Annotated in this window: 19 protein-coding genes; 12 read left to right on the top strand and 7 right to left on the bottom strand. The window is 70.5% G+C overall.

Annotation, left to right across the window (positions count from 1 at the left end; genetic code table 11):
- The first annotated feature begins 1 nt into the window (after position 1).
- From H7K45_RS29425 to H7K45_RS29415, 3 genes are read left to right on the top strand one after another with little or no spacing between them, the layout of a single operon-like run.
- Positions 2-4231 (top strand): DUF3367 domain-containing protein, encoded by a 4230-nt coding sequence (locus H7K45_RS29425; protein ID WP_263999773.1) that lies wholly within the window; start codon positions 2-4, stop codon positions 4229-4231.
- Positions 4232-5209, top strand: coding sequence for a phosphotriesterase family protein (locus H7K45_RS29420; protein WP_263999714.1), 978 nt, complete (start codon positions 4232-4234; stop codon positions 5207-5209). It begins immediately after the preceding gene.
- A gap of 1 nt (position 5210) precedes the next feature.
- Positions 5211-6683, top strand: a complete 1473-nt coding sequence (locus H7K45_RS29415; RefSeq protein WP_263999713.1) for an AMP-binding protein — start codon at positions 5211-5213, stop codon at positions 6681-6683.
- Positions 6684-6756: 73 nt separating this feature from the next.
- On the opposite strand, the gene H7K45_RS29410 is transcribed toward H7K45_RS29415, so the two are convergent.
- The gene (locus H7K45_RS29410; RefSeq protein WP_263999772.1) at positions 6757-7866 is read right to left on the bottom strand and encodes an acyltransferase family protein; all 1110 of its coding nucleotides are present in this window, start codon (positions 7864-7866) and stop codon (positions 6757-6759) included.
- A 240-nt stretch (positions 7867-8106) separates the two neighbouring features.
- On the opposite strand from H7K45_RS29410, the gene pgfA reads away from it, so the two are divergent.
- The 3 genes from pgfA to H7K45_RS29395 are packed head-to-tail and all read left to right on the top strand — an operon-like array spanning position 8107 to position 11773.
- The gene (gene pgfA, locus H7K45_RS29405) at positions 8107-9312 is read left to right on the top strand and encodes a cell envelope lipid trafficking protein PgfA (protein WP_263999712.1); all 1206 of its coding nucleotides are present in this window, start codon (positions 8107-8109) and stop codon (positions 9310-9312) included.
- A 17-nt stretch (positions 9313-9329) separates the two neighbouring features.
- Positions 9330-10985: an MmpA family trehalose lipid delivery protein gene (locus H7K45_RS29400; protein WP_263999711.1), complete on the top strand. Its 1656-nt coding sequence runs from the start codon at positions 9330-9332 to the stop codon at positions 10983-10985.
- 5 nt (positions 10986-10990) lie between these two features.
- On the top strand, positions 10991-11773 hold the full coding sequence (locus tag H7K45_RS29395; protein WP_263999710.1) for a hypothetical protein: 783 nt from the start codon (positions 10991-10993) through the stop codon (positions 11771-11773).
- Here the strand turns inward: H7K45_RS29395 and H7K45_RS29390 are convergent.
- Positions 11735-12886 carry a glycosyltransferase family 4 protein gene (locus H7K45_RS29390; RefSeq protein ID WP_263999709.1) on the bottom strand — a complete coding sequence of 384 codons (1152 nt, stop codon included), beginning with the start codon at positions 12884-12886 and terminating at the stop codon, positions 11735-11737. The genes H7K45_RS29395 and H7K45_RS29390 overlap by 39 nt on opposite strands.
- A gap of 98 nt (positions 12887-12984) precedes the next feature.
- Here H7K45_RS29390 and H7K45_RS29385 point away from each other — a divergent pair, with 98 nt between their 5' ends.
- Both H7K45_RS29385 and H7K45_RS29380 read left to right on the top strand, forming a co-directional pair.
- Positions 12985-13740 (top strand): class I SAM-dependent methyltransferase, encoded by a 756-nt coding sequence (locus H7K45_RS29385; RefSeq protein WP_263999708.1) that lies wholly within the window; start codon positions 12985-12987, stop codon positions 13738-13740.
- A gap of 84 nt (positions 13741-13824) precedes the next feature.
- The gene (locus tag H7K45_RS29380) at positions 13825-15294 is read left to right on the top strand and encodes an aldehyde dehydrogenase (RefSeq protein ID WP_263999707.1); all 1470 of its coding nucleotides are present in this window, start codon (positions 13825-13827) and stop codon (positions 15292-15294) included.
- An 85-nt stretch (positions 15295-15379) separates the two neighbouring features.
- On the opposite strand, the gene H7K45_RS29375 is transcribed toward H7K45_RS29380, so the two are convergent.
- Positions 15380-17215, bottom strand: coding sequence for an acyl-CoA dehydrogenase (locus H7K45_RS29375; RefSeq protein WP_263999706.1), 1836 nt, complete (start codon positions 17213-17215; stop codon positions 15380-15382).
- 176 nt (positions 17216-17391) lie between these two features.
- Here H7K45_RS29375 and H7K45_RS29370 point away from each other — a divergent pair, with 176 nt between their 5' ends.
- Both H7K45_RS29370 and H7K45_RS29365 read left to right on the top strand, forming a co-directional pair.
- Positions 17392-17529: a hypothetical protein gene (locus H7K45_RS29370; protein ID WP_263999705.1), complete on the top strand. Its 138-nt coding sequence runs from the start codon at positions 17392-17394 to the stop codon at positions 17527-17529.
- Positions 17529-18155 carry a TetR/AcrR family transcriptional regulator gene (locus H7K45_RS29365; RefSeq protein WP_263999704.1) on the top strand — a complete coding sequence of 209 codons (627 nt, stop codon included), beginning with the start codon at positions 17529-17531 and terminating at the stop codon, positions 18153-18155. Before H7K45_RS29370 ends, H7K45_RS29365 begins: the two co-directional genes overlap by 1 nt.
- Here the strand turns inward: H7K45_RS29365 and H7K45_RS29360 are convergent.
- The 4 genes from H7K45_RS29360 to H7K45_RS29345 are packed head-to-tail and all read right to left on the bottom strand — an operon-like array spanning position 18152 to position 20841.
- Positions 18152-18973 (bottom strand): serine hydrolase, encoded by an 822-nt coding sequence (locus H7K45_RS29360; RefSeq protein WP_263999703.1) that lies wholly within the window; start codon positions 18971-18973, stop codon positions 18152-18154. The two genes, H7K45_RS29365 and H7K45_RS29360, sit on opposite strands and share 4 nt — an antisense overlap.
- Before the next feature lie 2 nt (positions 18974-18975).
- Complete coding sequence (locus H7K45_RS29355) at positions 18976-19893, bottom strand: M56 family metallopeptidase (RefSeq protein WP_263999702.1); 918 nt, start codon at positions 19891-19893, stop codon at positions 18976-18978.
- Positions 19890-20267, bottom strand: a complete 378-nt coding sequence (locus H7K45_RS29350) for a BlaI/MecI/CopY family transcriptional regulator (RefSeq protein ID WP_263999701.1) — start codon at positions 20265-20267, stop codon at positions 19890-19892. The genes H7K45_RS29355 and H7K45_RS29350 overlap by 4 nt, the downstream gene beginning before the upstream one ends.
- A gap of 49 nt (positions 20268-20316) precedes the next feature.
- Entirely contained in the window at positions 20317-20841 is a 525-nt protein-coding gene (locus H7K45_RS29345; protein ID WP_263999700.1) for a dihydrofolate reductase family protein, read from the bottom strand.
- A gap of 71 nt (positions 20842-20912) precedes the next feature.
- On the opposite strand from H7K45_RS29345, the gene H7K45_RS29340 reads away from it, so the two are divergent.
- Together H7K45_RS29340 and H7K45_RS29335 are read left to right on the top strand one after the other, a co-directional pair.
- Positions 20913-22079 (top strand): acyl-CoA dehydrogenase family protein, encoded by a 1167-nt coding sequence (locus H7K45_RS29340; RefSeq protein WP_263999699.1) that lies wholly within the window; start codon positions 20913-20915, stop codon positions 22077-22079.
- Positions 22076-23083: an acyl-CoA dehydrogenase family protein gene (locus tag H7K45_RS29335; RefSeq protein ID WP_263999698.1), complete on the top strand. Its 1008-nt coding sequence runs from the start codon at positions 22076-22078 to the stop codon at positions 23081-23083. The genes H7K45_RS29340 and H7K45_RS29335 overlap by 4 nt, the downstream gene beginning before the upstream one ends.

Here is a 23083-nt window from a genome sequence, read left to right as displayed (position 1 = left end):
TCTGTCCGCCGCACCGCCTCCGTCCGACACCCTCAGCCGCCGTTGGCTGTGGCTCGTCGGCGCACTCTTCCTCGTCCTGACGTTCGCCCAGTCGCCGGGCCGGACGTCGCCGGACACCAAGCTCGACCTGACGGCCAACCCGCTGCGATTCCTCTCCAGGGCCGCGGACCTGTGGAACAGCGACCTCCCGTTCGGCCAAGCCCAGAATCAGGCCTACGGCTACCTCTTTCCGCACGGCGCGTTCTTCCTCGCCGGCGACGCGCTGGGGTTGCCCGGCTGGGTGACGCAGCGGTTGTGGTGGGCGCTGCTTCTGACGGTCGGGTTCTGGGGCGTCCTGCGGCTGGCCGAGACGTTGGGCATCGGCAGCCGTAGTTCGCGGGTCGTCGCGGCGCTGGCATTCGCACTGTCACCACGGGTGTTGACGACGCTCGGCGCGATCTCCTCGGAGACGCTGCCGATGATGCTGGCGCCGTGGGTGCTGCTGCCGGTGGTGATCGCACTGAGGGGCGGCTCGGGTCAGGCGTCGGTGCGCGTCCTGGCGGCCCGCTCGGCGCTGGCGGTGGCGCTGATGGGCGCGGTCAACGCGGTGGCGACGCTGACGGCGTGCCTGGCAGCCCTGATCTGGTGGGCGTCGCACCGACCAAACCGGTTGTGGTGGCGGTTCACCGGGTGGTGGCTGCTCTCGGGTGTGCTGGCGGTGACGTGGTGGGTGGTCGCGCTGCTAATGCTCGGCCGGATCAGCCCGCCGTTCCTCGACTTCATCGAATCCTCCGGCGTGACCACGCAGTGGCTGTCGCTGGTGGAGGTGCTGCGCGGCACCTACAGCTGGACGCCGTTCGTCGCGCCCAACGCGACCGCGGGGGCGTCGCTGGTCACGGGGTCTCTCGCCGTCCTGGCGACGACGCTGGTGGCCGCGGCCGGCGTGGCCGGTCTGGCGCTGCGGTCGATGCCCGCCCGCGGCAGGCTGATCACGATCCTGCTGGTCGGCCTCTCGCTGCTGGCGGTCGGCTACTCCGGCGGTCTCGGCAGCCCGTTCGCGCACTACGTGCAGACCTTCCTCGACGCCGACGGCACGCCACTTCGCAACGTGCACAAGCTGGAACCGCTGATCCGGTTGCCAGTGGTGCTCGGTGTGGCACACCTGCTGGCCAAGGTGCCGCTGCCCGGCAGCGTCCCTCGGCTGGTCTGGCTGCGCGCGCTGGCCCACCCCGAACGCGACAAGCGCGTCGCCGTCGGCGCGGTCGTCATGGTCGCGCTGGCGGTGGCCACCTCACTAGCATGGACGGGGCGCCTCACCCCGCCAGGAACCTTCACCGCCATTCCCCAGTACTGGCACGACGCCGCGGACTGGCTCGACGCACACGACGGACCCATTCCCGGCCGGGTACTGGTGGTCCCCGGCGCTCCCTTCGCCACCCAGACGTGGGGCAACAGCCACGACGAACCGCTGCAGGTGCTCGGTGACAGCCCGTGGGGGGTACGGGATTCGATCCCGCTGACACCGCCGGAGACCATCCGTGCGCTGGACTCGGTGCAGCGGCTCTTCGCCGCAGGACGGCCGTCCCCCGGACTCGCCGACACCCTGGTGCGCCAGGGCATCTCGTATCTGGTGGTGCGCAACGACCTCGACCCGGAGACGTCGCGGTCGGCCCGCCCGCTGCTGGTGCACCGCGTCATCGACGGTTCCCCCGGGCTGACGAAGGTCGCCCAGTTCGGAGACCCCGTCGGCCCGGGCACCTTGACGGGCTTCGTCACCGACAGCGGGCTTCGGCCCGCCTATCCACCGGTCGAGATCTACCGGGTCGACGGCTCGAAGCCGTTGCGCCCGTACGTCACCGACCTCGACGCCATGGCCAGGGTCGACGGCGGCCCCGAAGCCCTGCTGCGCATCGACGAGCGGCGCCGGCTGCTTGGCCAGCCGCCGCTGGGCCCGATGCTGCTGACCTCGGACGCGTTGGCGGCCGGGCTGCCCACGCCGGTCGTCACCGTCACCGACAGCCCCGTGGCCAGGGAGACGGACTACGGCCGAATCGACGACCACTCCTCCGCCGTTCGTGCGCAAGGGGATTCGCGCAACACCTTCAACCGCGTGATGGACTACCCGGCCGGGGGCGCCGGCCTCGTCTACGGCCACTGGCCGGGCGGCCGGATCACCGTGTCGAGTTCGGCGGCGGACTCGACCGCGCTGCCGAACGTCGCCCCCGCGGCGAGTGCGGCCGCCGCAGTCGACGCCGACCCCGCGACCAGCTGGGTGTCGAACTCGTTGCAATCAGCGGTGGGCCAATGGCTTCAGGTCGACTTCGACCACCCCATCACCAACGCGGCCGTCAGCATCACCCCCAGCGCGACCGCCGTCGGCGCCCAGGTGCGCCGCATCGAGGTCTCGACCGCTACGGGCACCAGCACGCTGCGCTTCGACCAGGCCGGAAAGCCGCTGACCACCGCGCTGCCGATCGGCGAGACCCCGTGGGTGCGGTTCACCGCCGCGGCGACCGACGACGGCTCGGCGGGCGTGCAGTTCGGCATCACCGACTTCACCATCACCCAGTACGACGGGTCGGGGTTCGCGCACCCGGTCAGCCTTCGGCACACCGTCGAGGTGCCGGGCCCGCCACCGGGATCCGCTGTCGCACAATGGGATCTGGGCTCCGAACTGCTAGGGCGTCCCGGGTGCGCCGACGGTCCCGACGGGGTGCGGTGCGCGGCGACGATGGCCCTGTCACCCGAGGAGCCGGTCAACCTCAGCCGTACGCTGTCGGTCCCGGCGGCGACCACCGTGTCGCCGACGGTGTGGGTGCGCGCCCGACAGGGGCCCAACCTCGCCGACCTGATCGCGCAGCCCGACACCGCGCGCACCCTCGGCGACGCCGACGTGATCGACGTCCTCGGCTCGGCCTACGCAGCCAGCGACGGCGACCCGAGGACGTCGTGGACCGCCCCGCAGAACATCGTCCAGCCGCGCACCCCGGCCAATCTGACCCTGAAGCTGCCCCGACCGACGGAGGTGGCCGCGCTGCGGCTGACGCCGAGCCCGTCGGAACTACCCGCCCACCCCACCGTGGTGGCCGTCGACCTCGGCAACGGACCGCAGGTGCGCACGCTGAAACACGATGATCCGCAGACGCTTTCACTGAGCCCATTCGTGACCGACACCGTGAAGATCTCGATCCTCGACTGGACGGACGTCATCGACCGCACCGCGCTGGGCTTCGACCAGGTCAAGCCGCCCGGGCTGGCCGAGGTCACCGCACTCGACGGGCGCGGCGCACCGATCGCCGCCCCCGACCCGGGCCGCAACCGTGCCCGCACGATCACCTTGCCCTGCGGCAAGGGCCCGATCATCGGCATCGCCGGACAGTTCGTCCAAACGTCGGTCACCACCACCGTCGGCGAGCTGCTCGACGGCGCGCCCGTCGCCGCCACGACCTGCGGCAGACCGACCATCGACGTACCCGCCGGACAGCAAGAGCTCGTGATCAGCCCAGGACCCGCGTTCGTCGCCGACGGAGTTCGATTGGCCGGACCGTTGGCCGCCGAATTGCCAAGTGCACCAATGACTTCGGTCGACACGACGCAGTGGGCGCCCGACCACCGCCAGGTCGAGGTCGCCCCGTCGGCGGGCCGCCGCATCCTGGTGGTCCCCGAGAGCGTCAACCCCGGCTGGTCGGCGCGCACGGCCGACGGCACCGCCCTGACGGCCGTCACGGTCAACGGCTGGCAGCAGGGCTGGGTGCTCCCCGCAGGCGCCGCGGGTCCCGTGACGCTGGACTTCGCCGCCAACACCCCCTACCGCATCGGCCTGGTCGGCGGCCTGGCGCTGCTACCCGTGCTCCTGCTGCTGGCGTTCCTGCCCGTGCGGCGGGTCCGCGAACCCGACGAGGGTGCGCGCCCCTGGCAGCCCGGTCCGTTCGGCGCGGGCGCCGCGGTAGTCGTGCTCGGCTATCTGGTCTCCGGCGTCGCCGGTGTCGTGGTGCTCGGCGCCGCGATCGGACTGCGCCGCGTGTTGCGGGCGCGGCCGCACCTCTGGGACCGGCTGACCCTCGGCCTCGCCGCCGGCGGCCTGACGCTGGCGGGCGCGGTGCTCAGCAGATACCCGTGGCGCTCGGTCGACGGCTACATCGGGCACACATGGGGCGTCCAACTACTCGCCCTGATCTCGGTGGCCGCGGTGGCAGCATCGGTGGTCCCCGTTTCCCCGACGCGACGCGAGAACGTCCCTAACATCGACTGAGTGCCAGTCCTCAACACCGCCCGCGGAGCCGTCGACGTCTCGGACCTGGGCGTCACGCTCATGCACGAGCACGTCTTCATCATGACCACCGAGATCATGGAGAACTACCCCGAGAGCTGGGGTGACGGTGCCAAACGCGAGGCCGACGCCATCGTCAGGCTCAACGAGCTCAAGTCTCGCGGCGTCGACACGATCGTCGACCTCACCGTCGTCGGGCTGGGCCGCTACATCCCGCGCATCGCCCGCATCGCCGCGGCCACCGAGCTCAACATCGTCGTCGCGACCGGCCTGTACACCTACAACGACGTGCCCATGTACTTCCACTATCTCGGGCCAGGGGCCGTCCTCGGCGGACCCGAGCCCATGGTCGACATGTTCGTCCGCGACATCGAACACGGCATCGCCGACACCGGGATCAAGGCGGCAATCCTGAAGTGCGCCACCGACGAACCGGGCGTCACCCCGGGCGTCGAACGGGTGCTGCGCGCCGTCGCCCAGGCCCACCGGCAGACGGGCGTGCCCATCTCGACGCATACGCACGCGGCCAGCCGGCGGGGTCTGGACCAGCAGCGCATCTTCGCCGAGGAGGGCGTCGACCTCAGCCGCGTCGTCATCGGCCACAGCGGGGACACCACCGACATCGGTTACCTCGAGGAGCTCATCGCCGAGGGGTCCTACATCGGGATGGACCGATTCGGCGTCGATGCGTTCCTCGGCTTCGAGGACAGGGTGAACACCGTCGCCACGATGTGCGAGCGGGGGCACGCCGACCGAATGGTGTTGTCGCACGACGCGTCCTGCTACTTCGACGCACTGCCGGAGGAGACTCTGCCGGTGGCCCTGCCGAATTGGCACTACCTGCACATCCAGAACGACGTGCTGCCCGCCCTGCGGCAGCGCGGCGTGACCGAGGAGCAGCTCACCACGATGCTGGTGGACAATCCGCGCACGATCTTCTCGACCCGGGGTGGGTACTGACGTGGTCCAAGGGTTCGACCCCATCGGCACGCAGGTCACCGCCCTGGCCGCCGCCGACCCCGATGCACCGGCCGTCACCTGTGCGGGACGCACCGTCACCCGCGGCGAACTCGACGCCTCGACCAACCGATTGGCGCGCGCCTACGCCCAACGTGGCGTCGGCACGGGCGACTACGTAACGATCGCGATGCCCAATTCGATCGCGTGGGTCGAGTCGGTCATCGCGTGCTGGAAGCTGGGTGCCGTTCCGCAGCCGCTGTCCGCGCGGCTGCCGGACGCCGAGTTCACCGCGATCCTGGACCTGGTACCGCGGGCGCTGGTGGTGGGGCGGCCCGATCCCCGCGGCGTCGCGCCGAGCGTGGCCGCCGACGTCGTGCCCGACGACGGCCTCTCCGACGAGCCGCTGCCCGAGGCCGTGTCGCCGGTGTGGAAGTCGATGACCTCCGGTGGCAGCACCGGACGGCCCAAGCTGATCGAGGCGGGCGGAGACAGCCGGCTGCCTCCCGCGATCGGCGACGCCCTCGGCATGGCGCCCGGAGACGTCAACCTGCTGTCGGTGCCGCTGCACCACAATACCGGATTCACCACGGCCGCAGCGGGTTTGCTCTTGGGCCACCACCTGGTGGTGATGACGCACTTCGATCCGCACGAATTCCTACGACTGGTCGCCCACCACCGCGTGACCTATTTGGCCACGGTGCCGACGATCATGCAGCGCCTGCTACCCGTCTACCGTGCCGATCCCGACGCCTACGACCTGTCGTCGATCCGCCGCTTCTGGCATCTCGCCGCCCCATGCCCCCCGGTGGTCAAGCAGGCGTGGATCGACATCCTCGGACCGGACGTCGTGTGGGAACTCTACGGCGGCACCGAACTTCAGGCCCTGACGTTCGTGTCGGGGTCACAGTGGCTGCGTCACCCCGGGACGGTCGGCACCGTCGTGGCAGGTGAGATGAAGGTGCTCGACGACGACGGCAACGAGTGTCCACCGGAAGTCGTCGGCGAGCTCTACATGCGGCCCACACCCGGCAGTTCACCGACCTATCGCTACGTCGGGTCCACGGCGACGAGCCGCGACGGCTGGGAGTCCCTCGGCGATCTTGGCTACTACGTCGACGACGGTGACGAACGGTTCTTCTTCCTCTCCGACCGGCGCGTCGACATGTTCACCGTTGGCGGGCGCAACGTGTATCCGGCCGAGATCGAATCTGCATTGGCCGAACATCCGGACGTGTTGTCCTGCTTGGCCGTCGGCGTCCCCGACGACGACCTGGGGCAGGTGCCGTACGCGCTGGTGCAGTCCGCCACCGAGCTGACCGAGGACGGGGTGCGGGCGTTCCTGGCCGCGCGGCTGGCGTCCTACAAGGTGCCGCGCACCGTCGAATTCGTCGACCGGCCGCTGCGCGACGACGCGGGCAAGGCGCGCCGCTCCGCGGTCCGCGCCGCGGTGATCGCGCGGCGAGTCGTGGCCTAGGCCCCGCCGAGACGGCATCCATGGTCGTCGACCGGGTCGGCCGGCGACCACCATTGCTGTCTCGGCGATACGGCTAACGCGCGACGGCAGGCTCTGCCGCGTCGGTGACCGAGCTGTCCAGCGGCGGTACGTCACGACGCGCCATCTCCCATCGACGCAGCGCATTTCGGCACGGCGACTCCACCAGCGCGTAACTCACCGCGGCCAGCGCGAAGCCGATCACCAGCGTCAACGTCAGCACCACCGGCATGTGGCCGTTGAACGGGAACTCCCCAATCATGGGGAACACCATGGCCAACGCCGCCAGGTGCCACACGAACAGCCCATAGGACCACCGGCCGAGCGTCACCATCACCGTGCTGCCGAGGATGCGGTGCCGTGTCCCGGTACCGAGTACCAGCGGCGCCAGCAGCGCGCCCGCGACCACCGCACCCATCGAGACCTTGATGAGGAACTGACCGAGCGTGCCCGGCGCCAGACCGGCGGGCCCAGCCAGCGGCGAGGCCGCCAGACCGAAGGCAGTCAACGCCACGACCGCCATCAGCACGCGCCGACGCGCCAGGCGGTGCGCCCACCCGACCGGTGTGACGGTGAGCTCGGCGATCACCATGCCCGCGGCGAACCACGAGAAGAACGCCGGCGGCCACGTCAGCGGGTTGACGCCGAACGGCACGGAGAACGGGATCAGCCCCCACGCGAAGCTGGCCAGCGCGACGGCGACGATCGCCGGAATGCGCGCCCGCACCGGCAAGCGCCGCGCCAGCAGCGCTAGGAACGGCAGGGCCAGGTAGAAGCTGACCTCGACCGACAGGCTCCACATCTGCGTCAACCCGGAGGTCAACGTCAGCGGCACGTAGATCTGGGTCAGCGTCAGATTGGCCAGCCACACCGTCAGATCGGGATCGGACTCCGGGAACAGCAGCAGGATCAGCACCACCGCGACGAGGTAGCCAGGCATGATCCGCACCAGCCGCGACCGCAGGTAGTGCGCCGTCGGCGGGGTGTGCCGCAGGCCGCGGGCCGCCGCGGCGTGACCCCGCCACAGCAGGAAGCCCGACAGCGCGAAGAACACCGCGACCGCCAGGTCGAAGCGACCGAGCAGACGACCCGTGCTCCACGTGGTGTGCCCGGTCTGGAAGCCGACGTGGGTGATCACGACCCCGATGGCCGCGCACGCCCGCATCCCCTCGACGGCGGGCAGGAAGCTGCGCGTGCCGGCCACCGCGTCGGGGTCACCCGACTCCGTCGCCCGGGGGGAAACCTCGTCTGCCACGCCACTCACGCCGCCCAGTGTGCCCGATGACCTTGCACTCGACACCGGCCTCATCATGGGCTGTTAGGGTCGAGCAGGTTTGCCTCAACTGCCGTCGGGGCAGGTGACGGCGTTGGATGGAGTCGTCTCACGACGAGAAGGAGGCACGGTTTGAACCGCGCTGTAGCGCTGCGCATCGCAGCGTGCGGGCTCATGGGTCTCGGTGCCGCCCTGTTGATCGCAGCTCTGCTGCTGACGACGTACACCAAGGGCAAGATCGCCAAGATTCCGCTCGACATCGACACCACGCTGGTCAGCGACGGCACCGGAACCGTCTTCGATCCTGCCTCCCTGAACGCGCCGAAGTTCGTCGTCGACAAGAACGCCCCCGTGTCCTTCCAACAGCAGGTCAGCGTGGAGTCACCGTCCAATGCCGACGTCGTGACACTGCAGGTCGGCAACACCGTGCGCCGCACGGACAAGCAGCAGGACAATGGCCTGCTGCTGGCGCTGGTCGACACCGTCACGCTGGACCGCAAGACGGCCCTGGCCGTGTCGAGTGACACCAATCCCGGCGGTGCGGTCCAGAAGCCGCGCAGCATCGACGACACCCAGCCGCCCACGAACGTCGCCCTGCCGCACGACGGCCTGGCCTACCGCTTCCCGTTCGACACCGAGAAGAAGACCTACCCGTACTTCGACCCGATCGCGCAGAAGGCGTACGACGCCAACTACGACGGTGAAGAGGACGTCAACGGTCTGAACACCTTCCGCTTCACCCAGAACGTCGGCTACGACGGCGAGGGCAAGCTGGTCGACCCCGTCAAGTACGCCTCGTTGTACGGCGACGACGCCGACGCCGTCGTCTCCGCCCGCGCCGAGCTGTGGGGTCTGCCTGGCGATCCCGAAGAGCAGATCACGATGACGCGCTATTACGCGGCGCAGCGCACCTTCTGGGTCGACCCGGTCTCGGGCACCATCGTCAAGGCCCAGGAACACGGCTTTCACTACTACGCCCGCGACGCCCTCAAGCCCGAGGTGACGTTCGCCGACTACAAGGTGACCTCCACCGAGGACACCGTCGAGTCGCAGGTGGCCAGCGCCAGGGACGAGGGTGACGTCGTCGCGTTGTGGGGCCGGATCCTGCCGATCACGTTCACCGCGCTGGGGATCTTGACCCTGCTGGGTGGCGCGCTGCTCGGCTGGTTCACGCTGCGTGCGCAGTCCGCGCTGATCGATCCCGGCCTGGACGACACCGGCCACGGCTTCTTCGGCCGGCGCCCGACCGACACCGGGCCGATGCCCGCGGCCGAGGCGGCGACCGAGAAGATCCCCACCCAGCGGCCGTCGGATCTGCCTCCGGACCGACCGGTCTGATAGCTCGCATCCGGTGGTTGGTGCCGGCGTACTCGCTGGCATTGACCGTCGCCGTCACGGCGCCGCTGCTGGCGCCGGGCTACCTGCTCCTGCGTGACGCGGTCTCCACACCGCGGTCGTACCTGACCGATGCCGCCCTCGGGCTCACCGAGGCGGCGCCGCGGGCGCTGCCACAGGACTTCTTCGTCGCGGTGGCCTCGCACGTCGTCGACGGCGGCCTCGTCGTCAAGGTCCTGCTCGTCGCCGGACTGTGGCTGGCGGGCTGGGGCGCGGCAACGCTGGCCGACGCGGTCGTGCCCGCCGCTGGGATGGCCGGGCAGTTCGTCGCCGCGACGCTCGCGGTGTGGAATCCCTATGTCGCCGAACGGCTCCTGCAGGGCCACTGGAGTCTCCTGGTTGGCTACGGGTGCCTGCCGTGGGTGGCGGCGGCGGTGCTGCGGCTGCGCGCGTCCGGCGAGCGGCGCAGCGGCTGGCCGGTGCTGTTCTGGGTCGCGCTCGCCGGGCTGACCCCCACCGGTCTGATGCTGGCGGCGACGGTGGCCCTGGCGTGCTGCCTGACCACCGGCGAGGGGCGCTCACGGCGCTGGTGTGCAGCCGTGTCGCTGGGTTCGGCGGTCCTCGGCGCACTGCCGTGGCTGGTCGCCCCTGCGGTGTCGGGTTCGCTGGCGTCGAGTCAGGCCGCCGGGGTGACGGAGTTCGCCGCACGGGCCGAACCGGGTCTCGGCACGCTGGGCAGCCTCGCGGGTCTCGGCGGCATCTGGAACGGCCAGGCGGTTCCTCCCACCAGGACGACGCTCTTCGCGCTGGTCGCCACCGCCGTGCTGCTCGCCGTGGTCGCGCTGGGTGTGGCGACGGTGGCGCGACGGCCGGGCGGGCGCCCGCTGCTGGTGCTGGCCGCGGTCGCGGTGGTGGCCCCCGCCCTGATGGCGGCGGGTCCCGGGCTGGCTGCGGTGGACGCCGTCGTGCGGACGGTCCCCGGATTGGGGGTGCTGCGCGACGCCCAGAAGTGGGTCGCGCTCGCCATGCCGGGCTACGCGGTGGCCGGCGCCGCAGCGGTGGTGACACTCGCGCGCCGGGTGCCACGGGGCGCCACGGCCACGGTGTGCTGCCTGGCGCTGATCGCCGTCCTGCCCGATCTGGCCTGGGGCGTCAGCGGGCGGATGACCCCGGTGCGCTACCCGGCGGGGTGGTCGACGGCGGCCGCGCTGATCAACGCCGATCCGCGGCCGGTGGCGGTGCTTCCGCAGATGAGCATGCGGCAGTTCTCGTGGGCCGGTCGCGCACCCGTGCTGGACCCGCTGCCGCGCTGGCTGTCGGCGGAGGTGCTGACCACCGGCGACCTGAACATCGGTGGGCGGACGGTGCCCGGCGAGGGCGCCCGGGCGCGCGACGTGGAGCGGTTGGTGCTGTCCGGGGCGGGTCGCGAGGAGCTGGCCGACGCCGGCGTCGGCTGGGTGGTGGTCGAAGGCGGCGGGCCACGATTGTCGCTGCCCGTGGCCTACGCCGACGACGACGTCGCGGTCTACCGGATCGGCGGCGACCGGCCGTCGGCGCCGTACCGCGGCGTCGCCGTCGCCGCGCACCTGGTCTGGTTGATCGCCCTGCTGGTCGGTGCGACCGGGACCGTCGCGGCCGCGATGACCGCCGGTCGGCGCAGGAGTGCGGTTCACTAGGCGCCATGCATTGGCTCAGCGCGTGGTGGCAGGCCGAGGTCGTCGACGGCTACAAGGGACCGCTGCTGCTGAGCTTCACCGCGTTCGTGGTGACGTTCCTGACCACCCGCACCATCACGCGACTCATTCGGGCGGGCAAGGGGCCCTTTCACAATGTGAGCAGCGGGGGCGTGCACATGCACCACTCCACACCGGGGGTGGTGCTGCTGATCGTCGGCGGCTTCACCGGCGTGGGGGCGCCCCCGCTGTCGGTGTGGACCTACCTCGCGGGGTTGTTCGTCGGCGTGGGCGCCTCCCTCGTGCTCGACGAGTTCGCCATGATCTTCCGGCTGCAGGACGTCTACTGGACGCAGGAGGGTCAGCTGTCGGTCAACGTGGTGACGTTGGCCGCGGCGTGCGTGGGCCTGGCCACGGTCGGGGTGTCCCCGGTCGACGACCTGCCCGCCGACGTCATGGCGCTGCGGTACGGCGCCGTCGCGGTCCTGCTGGTGAACTTTGCCCTTGTCGCCGTGACGGCACTCAAGGGCAAGTATCCGACCGCGCTGCTGGGAGTGTTCATCGGTCCCGTCGCCTGGGTGGCCGCCGCCCGACTGGCCCGGCCGACGTCGCCGTGGGCCCGCTGGCGCTACGGCCCCAAGAAGCGCGCGCGGGCCGCACGACGGGCGACGGCCTTCGACGACCGTTGGTCACCCGTTCGGCGGCACTGGGACGACCTCATCGGCGGGACGCCGACACTTGCCAACCCGCCGTCAGACCAGCCCGCCGACCAACCGGCCCTCGACCACTGACTCCAGGACGACGCGCATGGCGTCGGCGCTCTGAGTCCAGGAGAACTCGCCGCTGCGCAGCTGGGCCTTGACCCCGAGTTGTTCGCGCAGCACGTGGTCCGACAGCAGCCGGTCCAGCCGCGACACCAGCTCGGCGTGGTCGTCGACCAGAAGGCCGGTGACGCCGTCGACGACGGAATCGGTCAACCCGCCGGAGGACCGGTAGCCGATGGTCGGCACCGCATGCTGGGCGGCCTCGGTCACCGCGAGGCCCCACCCTTCCTTGCGGGACGGCAGCACGTGCACCCAGGACCGTTGCAGCACTTCGTGTTTGGCGCGGTCGTCGACGTGGCCGTGAAACGTGACCGCCTCGGTGATGCCGAGCCTCTCGGCGTGGGCCACCAGCCGGTCGTGCCACCAACCGCCTCCGACGACGTCGAGGTGCAGGTCCGGCGTCCGGGGCCGCAGTTCGGCGACGGCGTCGAGCACGTCCTCGATCTGCTTGTGCGGCACCAGCCGCGACAGAACGGCCACCCGCGGCGTGATCGAGCGGGGCAGCGTCAACGTGTCGGCGGGTGCCTCGTCCAGCCCGTTGCGCACCACGGCCACGCGGTGTGCGTCGACGCCGAGGTCGACGAGGTCGCGCGCCGACGGCAGCGAGACGGTCACGTATTGGTTGTCGCGGTGCAGGCGCGGGGACAGCCGGGATTCGACGAACCAGCCGAACCGGCTCATCACGCGCCCCGCCACCGGCCACTGCTCGCGGTGGCAGTGGTGCACCAGCACCACCGACCGCCGCCCGAACGCCAGGCGGGCGAGGAACGGGATGCCGTTTTGGCTGTCGACGACGACGTCGGGCCGGACGTGCCGCAGCGGGCCGAGGCCGACGCGCGCGGCGACCATCGCCAACCCGGCCCGGACGTACACGCCGTAACGCCCGCCGGCGCGGCTCACGCGCACGCCGTCGAGCACCTCGCGGCGGGCGGCGCCGGGGTAACGGGCGGTGCGCAGGGTGACCTCGACGCCGTCGGCCGCCAACTGACTGCCGATGCGCTGCAGGTAGGTCTCGCTGCCGCCGCCCTGCGGGTGTCCGGTGTCGCGCCAGCACAGCAGCAACACGGAACGGACGGGCACCCGGCCAGCTTAAACCCTGCGTCAGTGGCCACTCATCCCGCGCATCTCGCCCGCAAGCGCGGGACAACTGGCCGTTCGGCGCTGGCTAGAGTCGACGCGTGCCCGCTGTCACCGACGCCGTCGCCCGCCGGGCCACCCTGGCGCGGTCGGTGCGGCTGCTCGGCGAGTTCCGCTTCGAGCAACGCGACCCGGCCCGGTTCTACGGCGCCCTGGCGCAGGACACCGTCGCCATGGTGACGGCGCTCCTGGACGGGGACCCGGCGGGACGAACCCTGCTCGACGTCGGGGGCGGGCCAGGGTACTTCGCCGACGCGTTCGAGGCCGCAGGCCTGAGCTACGTCGGCGTCGAACCCGACCCCCGCGAGATGCACGCCGGCCCTGCCGGGGACAGGGGCGCGGCCAGGTTCGTCCGCGCCTCGGGAATGGCGCTGCCGTTCGCCGACGACGCCGTCGACGTGTGCTTGTCCTCCAACGTCGCCGAACACGTCCGCGACCCGTGGCGGATGGGCCGGGAGATGCTGCGGGTCACCAAGCCCGGCGGCCTGGTGGTGCTGTCGTACACGGTGTGGTTGGGCCCCTTCGGCGGTCATGAGATGGGGCTGACGCACTATCTTGGCGGGGCGCGCGCCGCCGAGCGGTACACCCGCAGGCACGGTCGGCGACCTAAGAACGACTACGGCTCGTCGTTGTTCGCCGTGTCTGCCGCCGACGGCTTGGCGTGGGCGCAGAGCACCGGGATGCTGGTGGCCGCATTTCCCCGCTACCACCCGCGATGGGCGTGGTGGACGACGCGGGTGCCCGTCCTCAGGGAGTTTCTGGTCAGCAACCTGGTGCTGGTGCTGCGGCCGTCGTGACGGGCCGAATTGCAACAGGTTCCAGTTCGCGGCTTCGATGGGTAATGTGACGTCCATGACACCGCGGACGCGAGGAGCACGACGATGACCCAGAGCACTGCCTTCAAGACCGAATGGGATCAGCTCTTCATCGGCGGCAAGTGGGTCGAGCCGTCGAGCTCCGAGGTCATCGACGTGCACTCCCCGGCCACCGGGGAACTGGTCGGCCGCGTGCCCATGGCGTCGGCGGCCGACGTCGACGCGGCCTGCGCCGCGGCTCGCAAGGCCTTCGACGAGGGTCCGTGGCCGCACACCTCGCCCGAGGAGCGCGCCGCCGTGCTCGGCGCCGCGGTGAAGATCATGGAGGAGCGCGCCGACGAGCTGAAGTTCCTGCTGGCCGCCGAGACGGGCCAGCCGCCGACCATCGTCGACATGATGCAGTACGGCGCCGCGATGTCGTCGTTCAACTACTTCGTGGGTGCGGCCGACAAGTTCACCTGGCAGGACGTCCGCGACGGCATCTACGGCCAGACGCTGGTGCTCAAGGAGCCGATCGGCGTCGTCGGCGCGGTCACCGCGTGGAACGTGCCGTTCTTCCTCGCGGCCAACAAGCTGGGCCCGGCCCTGCTCGCCGGCTGTACGGTCGTGCTCAAGCCCGCCTCCGAGACGCCGCTGTCGGTGTTCGCGATGGCCGAGATGTTCGCCGAGGCGGGCCTGCCCGAAGGCGTGCTGTCGATCGTGCCCGGCGGCGCGGAGACCGGGCGCGCCCTGACCGCCAACCCCGAGCTGGACAAGTACACGTTCACCGGCAGCTCCGCCGTCGGCAAGGAGGTCGCCAAGATCGCGGCCGAGAACCTGAAGGCCTGCACGCTGGAGCTCGGCGGCAAGTCCGCCGCCATCATCCTCGAAGACGCCGACCTGGATTCGACGTTGCCGATGCTGGTGTTCTCCGGCTTGATGAACTGCGGGCAAGCGTGCGTCGGCCAGACGCGCATCCTGGCGCCGCGGTCGCGTTATGACGAAGTGGTGGAAAAGCTTTCGGCCGCCGTGGCCGCCATGCCGATCGGACTGCCCGACAACGCCGGTGCCATGATCGGCCCGCTCATCTCCGAGCGTCAGCGTGAGCGCGTCGAGGGCTACATCAAGAAGGGCGTCGAGGAAGGCGCCCGCATCGTCACCGGCGGTGGCAGGCCCGAGGGCCTGGACAGCGGCTGGTTCGTCGAGCCGACGGTGTTCGCCGACGTCGACAACTCGATGACCATCGCGCAGGAGGAGATCTTCGGACCGGTGCTCGCGGTGATCCCGTTCGACGACGAGGACGACGCCGTCCGCATCGCCAACGATTCGGCGTACGGGTTGGCAGGCAGCGTCTACACGACGGACTTTCCGAAGGCCGTCGAGATTGCCAAGAAGATCCGCACCGGCACCTATGCGGTCAACATGTACGCCTTCGACCCCGGTGCGCCGTTCGGCGGCTACAAGAACTCGGGCATCGGGCGCGAGAACGGCCCCGAGGGCATCGAGGCCTACTGCGAGGCCAAGAGCGTGCTGCTGCCGTTCGGCTATACGCCGTAACGACGATCCTGGGTCGTCGAGTGTGCAGTGAGATCGTCGTTCGCGGCGATGTGGCGATCTCACAGCACACTCGATGGCGTTGGGCCTAGAACGCGTCCTCGTCGAGGTCCATGATCGCCAGGTCGGCCGACTCGAGAATCGTGCGTTCGGCGGTGAGCCGAGGAAGCACGTTGTCGGCGAAGAACTTCGCGGCGGTCACCTTGCCGAGATAGAACGCCCGGTCGCGTTCGGTGGGCTCACCGTCGAGCGCGTCCAGGGCGATCTCGGCACCGCGCAGCAGAAGCCATCCGATGAACAGGTCGCCGACGGCCATCAGGAACGACACCGACCCGAGGCCGAACCGGTAGAGCTCGCGCGAATCCCGTTGCGAGGAAATGAGATGCCCGGTCATGGTGGCGACCATCGACTGCACGTCGGCCAGGGCGGTGGCCAACCGCCCGCGGCAGTCGGCGAGTTCGGCACGCGCCGACTCCGCGTCGAGGAACGCCTGAATCTCACCGGCGACGTGCGCCAGCGCCCCACCCTGGTCACGGGCGATCTTGCGAAAGAAGAAGTCCTGCGCCTGAATTGCCGTCGTGCCCTCGTAGAGCGAGTCGATCTTCGCGTCGCGGATGTACTGCTCGATCGGATAGTCCTGCAGGAAGCCCGAACCGCCGAAGGTCTGCAGCGCCTCGGTCAGCGTCTGGTAGGCGCGTTCGGATCCGACGCCCTTGACGATCGGTAGCAGCAGGTCGTTGACCCGGCCCGCCATGGCCTCGTCCGCGCCGGAGACGACGGCGGCCGCCGCCTCGTCCTGATGGGCGGCGGTGTAGAGGTACAGCGCACGCAACCCTTCGGCGTACGCCTTCTGCATCAGCAAGGCCCGCCGCACGTCCGGGTGGTGCAGGATGCTCACCCGCGGCGCGGTCTTGTCCGTCATCTGAGTGAGGTCCGCACCCTGAATACGGGTCTTGGCGTACTCGAGCGCGTTGAGGTATCCGGTGGACAACGTACTGATTGCCTTGGTGCCGACCATCATTCGCGCGTACTCGATGATCTTGAACATCTGCGCGATGCCGTTGTGGGTGTCGCCGACCAGGTAGCCGATCGCCGGGGTGCCGTGTGCACCGAACGTCAGCTCGCACGTCGCCGAGACCTTGAGGCCCATCTTGTGCTCGACCCCGGTGACGAACACACCGTTGCGGTCCCCGGGCGCCCCCGTCTCCGGGTCGGGCAGGAACTTGGGCACCATGAACAGCGAAAGCCCCTTGGTGCCGGGCCCCGCACCCTCGGGTCTGGCCAGCACCATGTGCACGATGTTCTCGAACAGGTCGTCGGAGTCGCCGCTGGTGATGAAGCGCTTGACGCCGTCGAGATGCCAGGTGCCGTCGGGCTGTTCGACGGACTTGGTGCGCCCGGCGCCGACGTCGGAGCCCGCGTCCGGCTCGGTGAGCACCATCGTCGCACCCCAATTGCGCTCGACGGCCATGGCCGCCCAGTGCCGTTGCTGGGCGTTGCCCTCCGCGTGCAGGATGCCGGCCAGCACGGGCCCGGCGAGGTACATGAAGGCCGCAGGCTGCGCGCCGAGGGGAAACTCGTTGATGGCCCACGCCAGCATCGAGGGAGCGGGGACGCCGCCGACGTCCTCCGACAGTCCGATCCGGAACCACTCGCCCTGCTGCCACGCCCGCAACGACTGCTTGAACGCCGCGGGCAGGGTCACCGCGTGGGTGTCGGGGTCGAAGGTCGGCGGGTGCCTGTCGGAGTCGGCGAAGGACTCGGCCAACGGACCCTCGGCCAGGCGCGCCGCCTCGCTCAGCATGTCGCGAATCGAATCCGCGTCCAGGTCGCCGAACTCCCCGCTGGCGAGCACCTTCTCCAGGTGAAGGACCTCGAAGAGGTTGAATTCGAGGTCCCGCACATTGCTCTTGTAGTGACCCACGCCCAAAGCCTTTCACGATCGGAGTGCGCCCGAGCGTAGCCCGGTAGGACCCAGCCGGCCATCGTCGTCGCTATGGACGACGACATAGCGGACACGGGCTCAAAGTGATCCGGAATACATTTTCGACCAGGTGACGTTGAGCCCACTATGCTCGTTACCATAATGAGGGAGGCGCCATGTGGCTGCTCGAAGTAAACGTCCTGGGCCGCCGCATGAGCTGCACCGTGGAGAATCGGCGTCGACCCCTGCCGGGTTCGGCCCGCGTGGCCCAGTGGCGCCACCTTCTGCAGCGCCACTCGGGTGCCGCCGCCTGATGCCCTCGTCCGTCGACGTCAGCCGTCCTGCACGCGGCACGACGCGGTACCGGATGCTGTTCGCCGCCGCCGAGGTGCTGCGGGAGAAGGGCGCCGCCGGCGTCACGATCGACGAGGTACTGACTCGCAGTGGCGCACCCCGCGGGTCGGTCTATCACCACTTTCCCGGCGGCCGTAGTCAGCTGCTGACCGAGGCCCTCCAGTTCGCCGGAGACGCGATCACCCGACTCGTCGACGACGCCGCCACCCAGGGCTGCATACCGCTGATCGGTCAGTTCGTCGCGTTCTGGGAGCGCACCCTCGCCGAGAGTGACTTCGCCGCAGGCTGTCCGGTGGTCGCGGCCGCGATCGGTTCGGCCGACGCCGATCCGGCGCTGACGCCCATCGCCGGCGACATCTTCGACCGTTGGCGCGCCGCACTGGCCCGCGCCTTCGTCGCCGACGGGTTCGACGAGTCCGATGCGGGGTCGCTGGCGGTGACGTGCATCTCGGCGCTGGAGGGGGCAGTGGTGCTGTGCCGCGCGACCCGGACCGCCGAACCGTTGCGGGACGTGGCGCGACAGGTCGAATTCTTGATCCGCTCACGGGAATTCGTGCGCCAATTCGGCGTGCCGTCTCACTCCTAGGGCGCCAGCAGCAAGCGACTGAGCTGAGTCGTCGTCTCCACGCCGTCGTCGTAGCCGCCCTCGCCGCCGAGGGCGTTCATGATCGCCAGCGTGTAGCGCTGCCGGGGTCCGGCGAAACCGACGGAGTTGACCACCCACCCGCCCTGTTCCTGCGACCACCCGTCCTTATTGCCGGGCGCCATCGCGGGTCCGGCACCCCACACCCCCCACTGCTGGTCGGCGTCGACGCGTTGCATCTCCGCCACCACGGCGGCGGCGTCGGCCGGGGCGAGGCCGGTCAGCACGTAGTTCATCAGTCCGTCGAGGTCGTCGGCGGTGGCCTTCTGAAAGCCCCAGTACGGGAACACGTCGCCAAAACCAGGCTGTGGCACCACATTCGGCATGCCGTATCGAGGGAAGTTCGCGTTGAACACCTGCTGCGGACCTCCGTGGCGCGACCACAGCGCATCGGCGGCGTCGTTGTCGGAGTTCCTCAGCATGGCGACCATCAGGGTGCGGTCGGCGTCGGTGAGGTTCACCGTCCCGGCCCGTGCCCTGGTGAGCAGATCGGCGACCATCGCCAGCTTGATGGTCGACGCCGTCCAGATCGGCGTGGCCGCGTTGGCGTTGCGGTACTTCGCCCCGGTCGCGCGGTCGCGCAGGACGAAACCCACCGTTCCTGGGCGGTCGAGGAGGTACTGCTCGGCGGCGGCGATGCGCTGGGCCAGGTCGCAGTCCGACGCCGCGGAGCTGCCGCACGGTGCTGCGCCCGATGGCGGGGCGCCGGCCACCGAGAGCAGGGCCAGCAGGACGAGTAGGACGGTCGCGCCTCTCCGCATCGTCAGTGGTGGCACAGCAGGTTGACGACGACGGGCAGTGCGATCGTCACCGCGATGACCGCCGAGGTGGCGGCCCGGTGGCACCACCGCGTCGAACGGTGTGCGGGCTCCAGCAGTCGGTGGGCGCGCACCGCGGTGGCCGTCGACGCGACCGCCAACCCGCCGGCCGGTGGCGCCGGTGAGGCGAGCGCGAGCATCCCCGCCACCAGCGGCCGCGGACCGTGGCGCCGGGCCGCGTGGTCGTCGGCGCACATCTCCAACAGCTCGGCCACCGCGGCCGCACCGCGGGTGAAGACCGGGAGGTGGGCCAGCCGAGCGGCCAAGGCCCGCAACACCATCAGCAGGTGATGGTGGCGTCCCACGAGATGCGCCCGCTCGTGCGCGAGCACCGCCTCGAGTTGGGGTCCGTCGAGCGCAGCGACCGCCGCGGTGGTCAGGACGATTGCGTGGGGGCGACCGACGACGCAGTACGCGGCACGCTGCGCACCGCTGACGACGACCACGCCTGCTTCGGCAGTCGGCGTCCCGACCATCCTCGCGGCGTCGGCGTGCTCGGCGCTGCGGATGCGCAGTGCGTGCATCGTCCGCGTGACGCCCAGTGCCACCACCGTCGAGACGCCGAGACCGACGGCCAAGAGTCCGACGGTGCCGACCGGCCCGAGCGTCGCCACGCGCTCCGGCACGCCGAGCAGTTCGAGGCACAGCACCACCATCGAGGAGCTGGGCCCGTCGCCCACGAGGGGCACGACGACGACGATCATCGCCGCGATCCAGCTGACCACCACCGCGGCCATCGCGGTCAGCCACGCGGCAACGCACAGACGCGGATTCGTGCCGCGGCGGGTCAGCCAGCTCAGCGGCGCAGGCGCCAGCCAGCTCACCGCGGCGCCATGGATCAGCAGGTAGACGGTGCCCGTCACGGACGGTGCCTGCCCGCGCCGCCGTGCCGCAACGCAGCCCGCAATTGCGCCGACTCCTCGGCCGTCATCTGCTCGACGAACAGGGCGAGCACCGCCTCGGTGTCGCCACCGGCGTCGAACGCCGCGCGCATCAGGTTGGCCGAGCGCTCCTCGCGCGTCATCGTCGGCCAGTACCGATAGGCCTTGCCCTCGCGTTCACGCCGCACCCAGCCCTTGCGGTGCAAATGGTCCATCGTGGAAAGCACTGTCGTGTATGCGATCTGGCGGATGCCGGCGAGCTCGTCGAACACCTCGCGCACGGTGCCACCGCCGGAGCGGGCCCAGACGCGATCCATCACCGTCGCCTCCAACTCGCCGAGACCTCGCTGCTGCATCGTCACCTCCCGCGGAACGCAACTGCGAATCTAGCCGCCGTGCGCCCGGTCACGCAGTCTTCACCCACCGCGCGCAGACGAAGTCGCCGTTGCGGCCGACCTCTTGGAGCGCCCACTCGGTGTGCAACGGCAGCACCCGCGCACCAGAGCCCAGGGAGCACGGCGCGTACGACACGATCATCTCGTCGATCAACCCGGCCGCCGCGAACTGCCCGGCGACGTCCCCGCCGCCGACCACCCACACGTCGAGACCCGCGGCGGCCGCCACCATCTCGGGGTACAGCTCGGCGACGTCCCCGGTGAACACCGTCACTGGATGGCCGGGGACGACGACGTCGGGCCGGTGGGTCAGCACCCAGCTGGGTTGGCCGTACGGCCAGTCGCCGGGCTGGTTTTCGACGATCCACCGATAGGTGGTCGACCCCATCGCCAGTGCGCCGACGCCGTCGGCGAACGCCTCGTAGCCGAAGGCGCCGCGCGGGTCGACGTCCCGAGTGAGCAACCAGTCCAGACCATTCGACTCGTCGGCGACGAAACCGTCCAGGCTCGAGGCGGTGTAGTACACGCAGGCCATCTCGTCTCCCGTGCTCGTCGAGTGTGGCCTCGAGTATGGCCCCGTGATGCCGCACTACACTCGGAACCCTAGTGAGCGAATTCGACGATCTGCGTGCCGACGGCACCGACCTCAACGGGCTACGCGCGGCGGTTCGGGCGTTCTTGGCCGCCGATCGAGAGACCTTCGGGTGGACCCCGGCCGTCGACTGCTGGCTCTCGAGCTGGGACACCGACTTCAGCATCCGGCTGGCCGACGCCGGGTTCATCGGGCTGACCATCCCCGTCGAATACGGCGGCCGGGCACCCGCCGACGGCACCGGCTACCTGCACCGCTACGTGGTGACCGAGGAACTGCTGGCACACGGTGCGCCGGTGGGGGCGCATTGGATCGCCGACCGCCAGGTGGCGCCCGGGCTGCTCGCGTATGGCACCGAGGACCAGCGGCGTCGCCTGCTCCCCCAGATCGCGGCCGGGCGGCTGTACTCGGCGATCGGCATGAGCGAACACGGTGCGGGTTCGGATCTCGCGGCCGTCCAGACCCGCGCGACGCGCGACGGTGACGGATGGTTGCTCAACGGCACCAAGGTGTGGACCAGCGGCGCCCACCTCGCGCATCAGATCGTCGTGCTGGCCCGCACCAGCCCGCTGGACACCGCCCATCGGCACGCCGGGTTCAGCCAATTCATCGTTCCCACCGACCGGCCGGGAATCACGATGAGCCCCATCGTCCTCATGAACGGCGAGCACCACTTCAACGAGGTGCAATTCGACGACGTGCGGCTCACCGACGGCGACCTGCTCGGCGAGCTCGGCTCGGGATGGCACCAGGTCACCTCCGAGCTGGGCTTCGAACGCAGTGGGCCCGAACGGTTCCTGTCGACGGCCACGCTGCTGATGGACGTCGTCTCGACACTGGGCCGCGCCGACGTCGACGACCGGACCGCGGCGGCGGTCGGGGACCTGATGGGGCGGATGGTCTCGCTGCGGCAGCTGTCGATCGCGGTGGCCCGTGCCCTGACGTCGGGCGAGGACGCCAACACGCGCGCGGCGATGGTCAAGGATCTGGGCACCCGGTTCGAGCAGGACTCGGTGGAACTCGCCGCCGACCTCGTCGACGGTGTCGGCGGGGCCGACGGGGAGCGACTTCGCGCGCTCCTGGCCGTCGCCCGGGTGCATTCGCCCCTGTTCACACTGCGCGGCGGAACGAACGAGGTGCTGCGCGGCATCGTGGCGCGGGGAACCAAGGCGGCGACGTGAACGACGAACTCAAGGCGCTCGTCGACGAGATCGGCCGGAAGTCCTACGACGCTCGCGTGGGACACCACGGGCTGCCCGAGCCCTTCGACGCCAACCTGTGGCAGGCGTTGGAGACCTCGGGCCTGACGAGGCTGACCACCGATCAGGGCGCCGGTCCGGCCGAGGCGGCCGTCGTCATCGGCGAGCTGGCTCGCTGGGCCGCCGCCGTGCCCGTCGCCGAAACCGACCTGTTGGCAACGTGGTTGGCGGCACGAGCAGACCTGACGGTACCCGCCGATGGACCCCTGACGGTCGCGATCGCCGACGTCGACGGAGACGGCCGAATCACGGGCACCGCACGAGGTGTGCCCTGGCCGGCCGTCGGGCCCGTGCTACTCGCAGCGCGCTCCGCCGACGCCACCTTCGTCGCGGTGCTGCCGCCGGGCTCCGCCGACGGCGCACCGAACGTGGGTGGCGAGCCGCGTGGCGAGGTGACCTTCGACCTCGCCGCCGACGACGTCGTCCGACTGCCTCGGGCGGTGGCCGAGGAACTGGTGCGCCGCGGAGCCTGGGCGCGATGCGTGCAGATCGTCGGCGCATTCGACGCCGCCGCGCGACTCACCGTCTCGCACACCGGTGAACGCAAGCAGTTCGGTCGGAGCCTTGACACGTTCCAAGCCGTGTCGCATTCCTTGGCCGCGCTACACGGTGAGATCGAAAGGAGCCGTGCGGCAATGACGTTGGCGACCTTCGCGGCCGTCGAGCACGGCTTCGGCAGCGCCGAAGCCGATTACGCGGTCACCGTGGCCAAGGTCGCGGTGGGCCGCGCCGTGGGCCCGGTCACGACGATCGCCCACCAGCTGCACGGCGCCATCGGCGTGACGATCGAACATCAGCTGTGGCTGGCGACGATGCGCGCGCGAAGTTGGGCCGACGAATTCGGCACCACGGGCTGGTGGGCCACGCGGCTCGGCCGGATGGCGCTGGCGGCCGGGGACCCGTGGAACCTGGTCGTCGGCCCGTGA

Origin of the sequence: Mycobacterium yunnanensis (genome assembly GCF_025823185.1) — a bacterium.
In the GTDB taxonomy this organism is placed as follows: Bacteria; Actinomycetota; Actinomycetes; order Mycobacteriales; family Mycobacteriaceae; genus Mycobacterium; species Mycobacterium yunnanensis.
The sequence above is the reverse complement of the archived record's forward strand: the minus strand, read 5'-3'. Positions and strand labels throughout refer to the sequence as shown.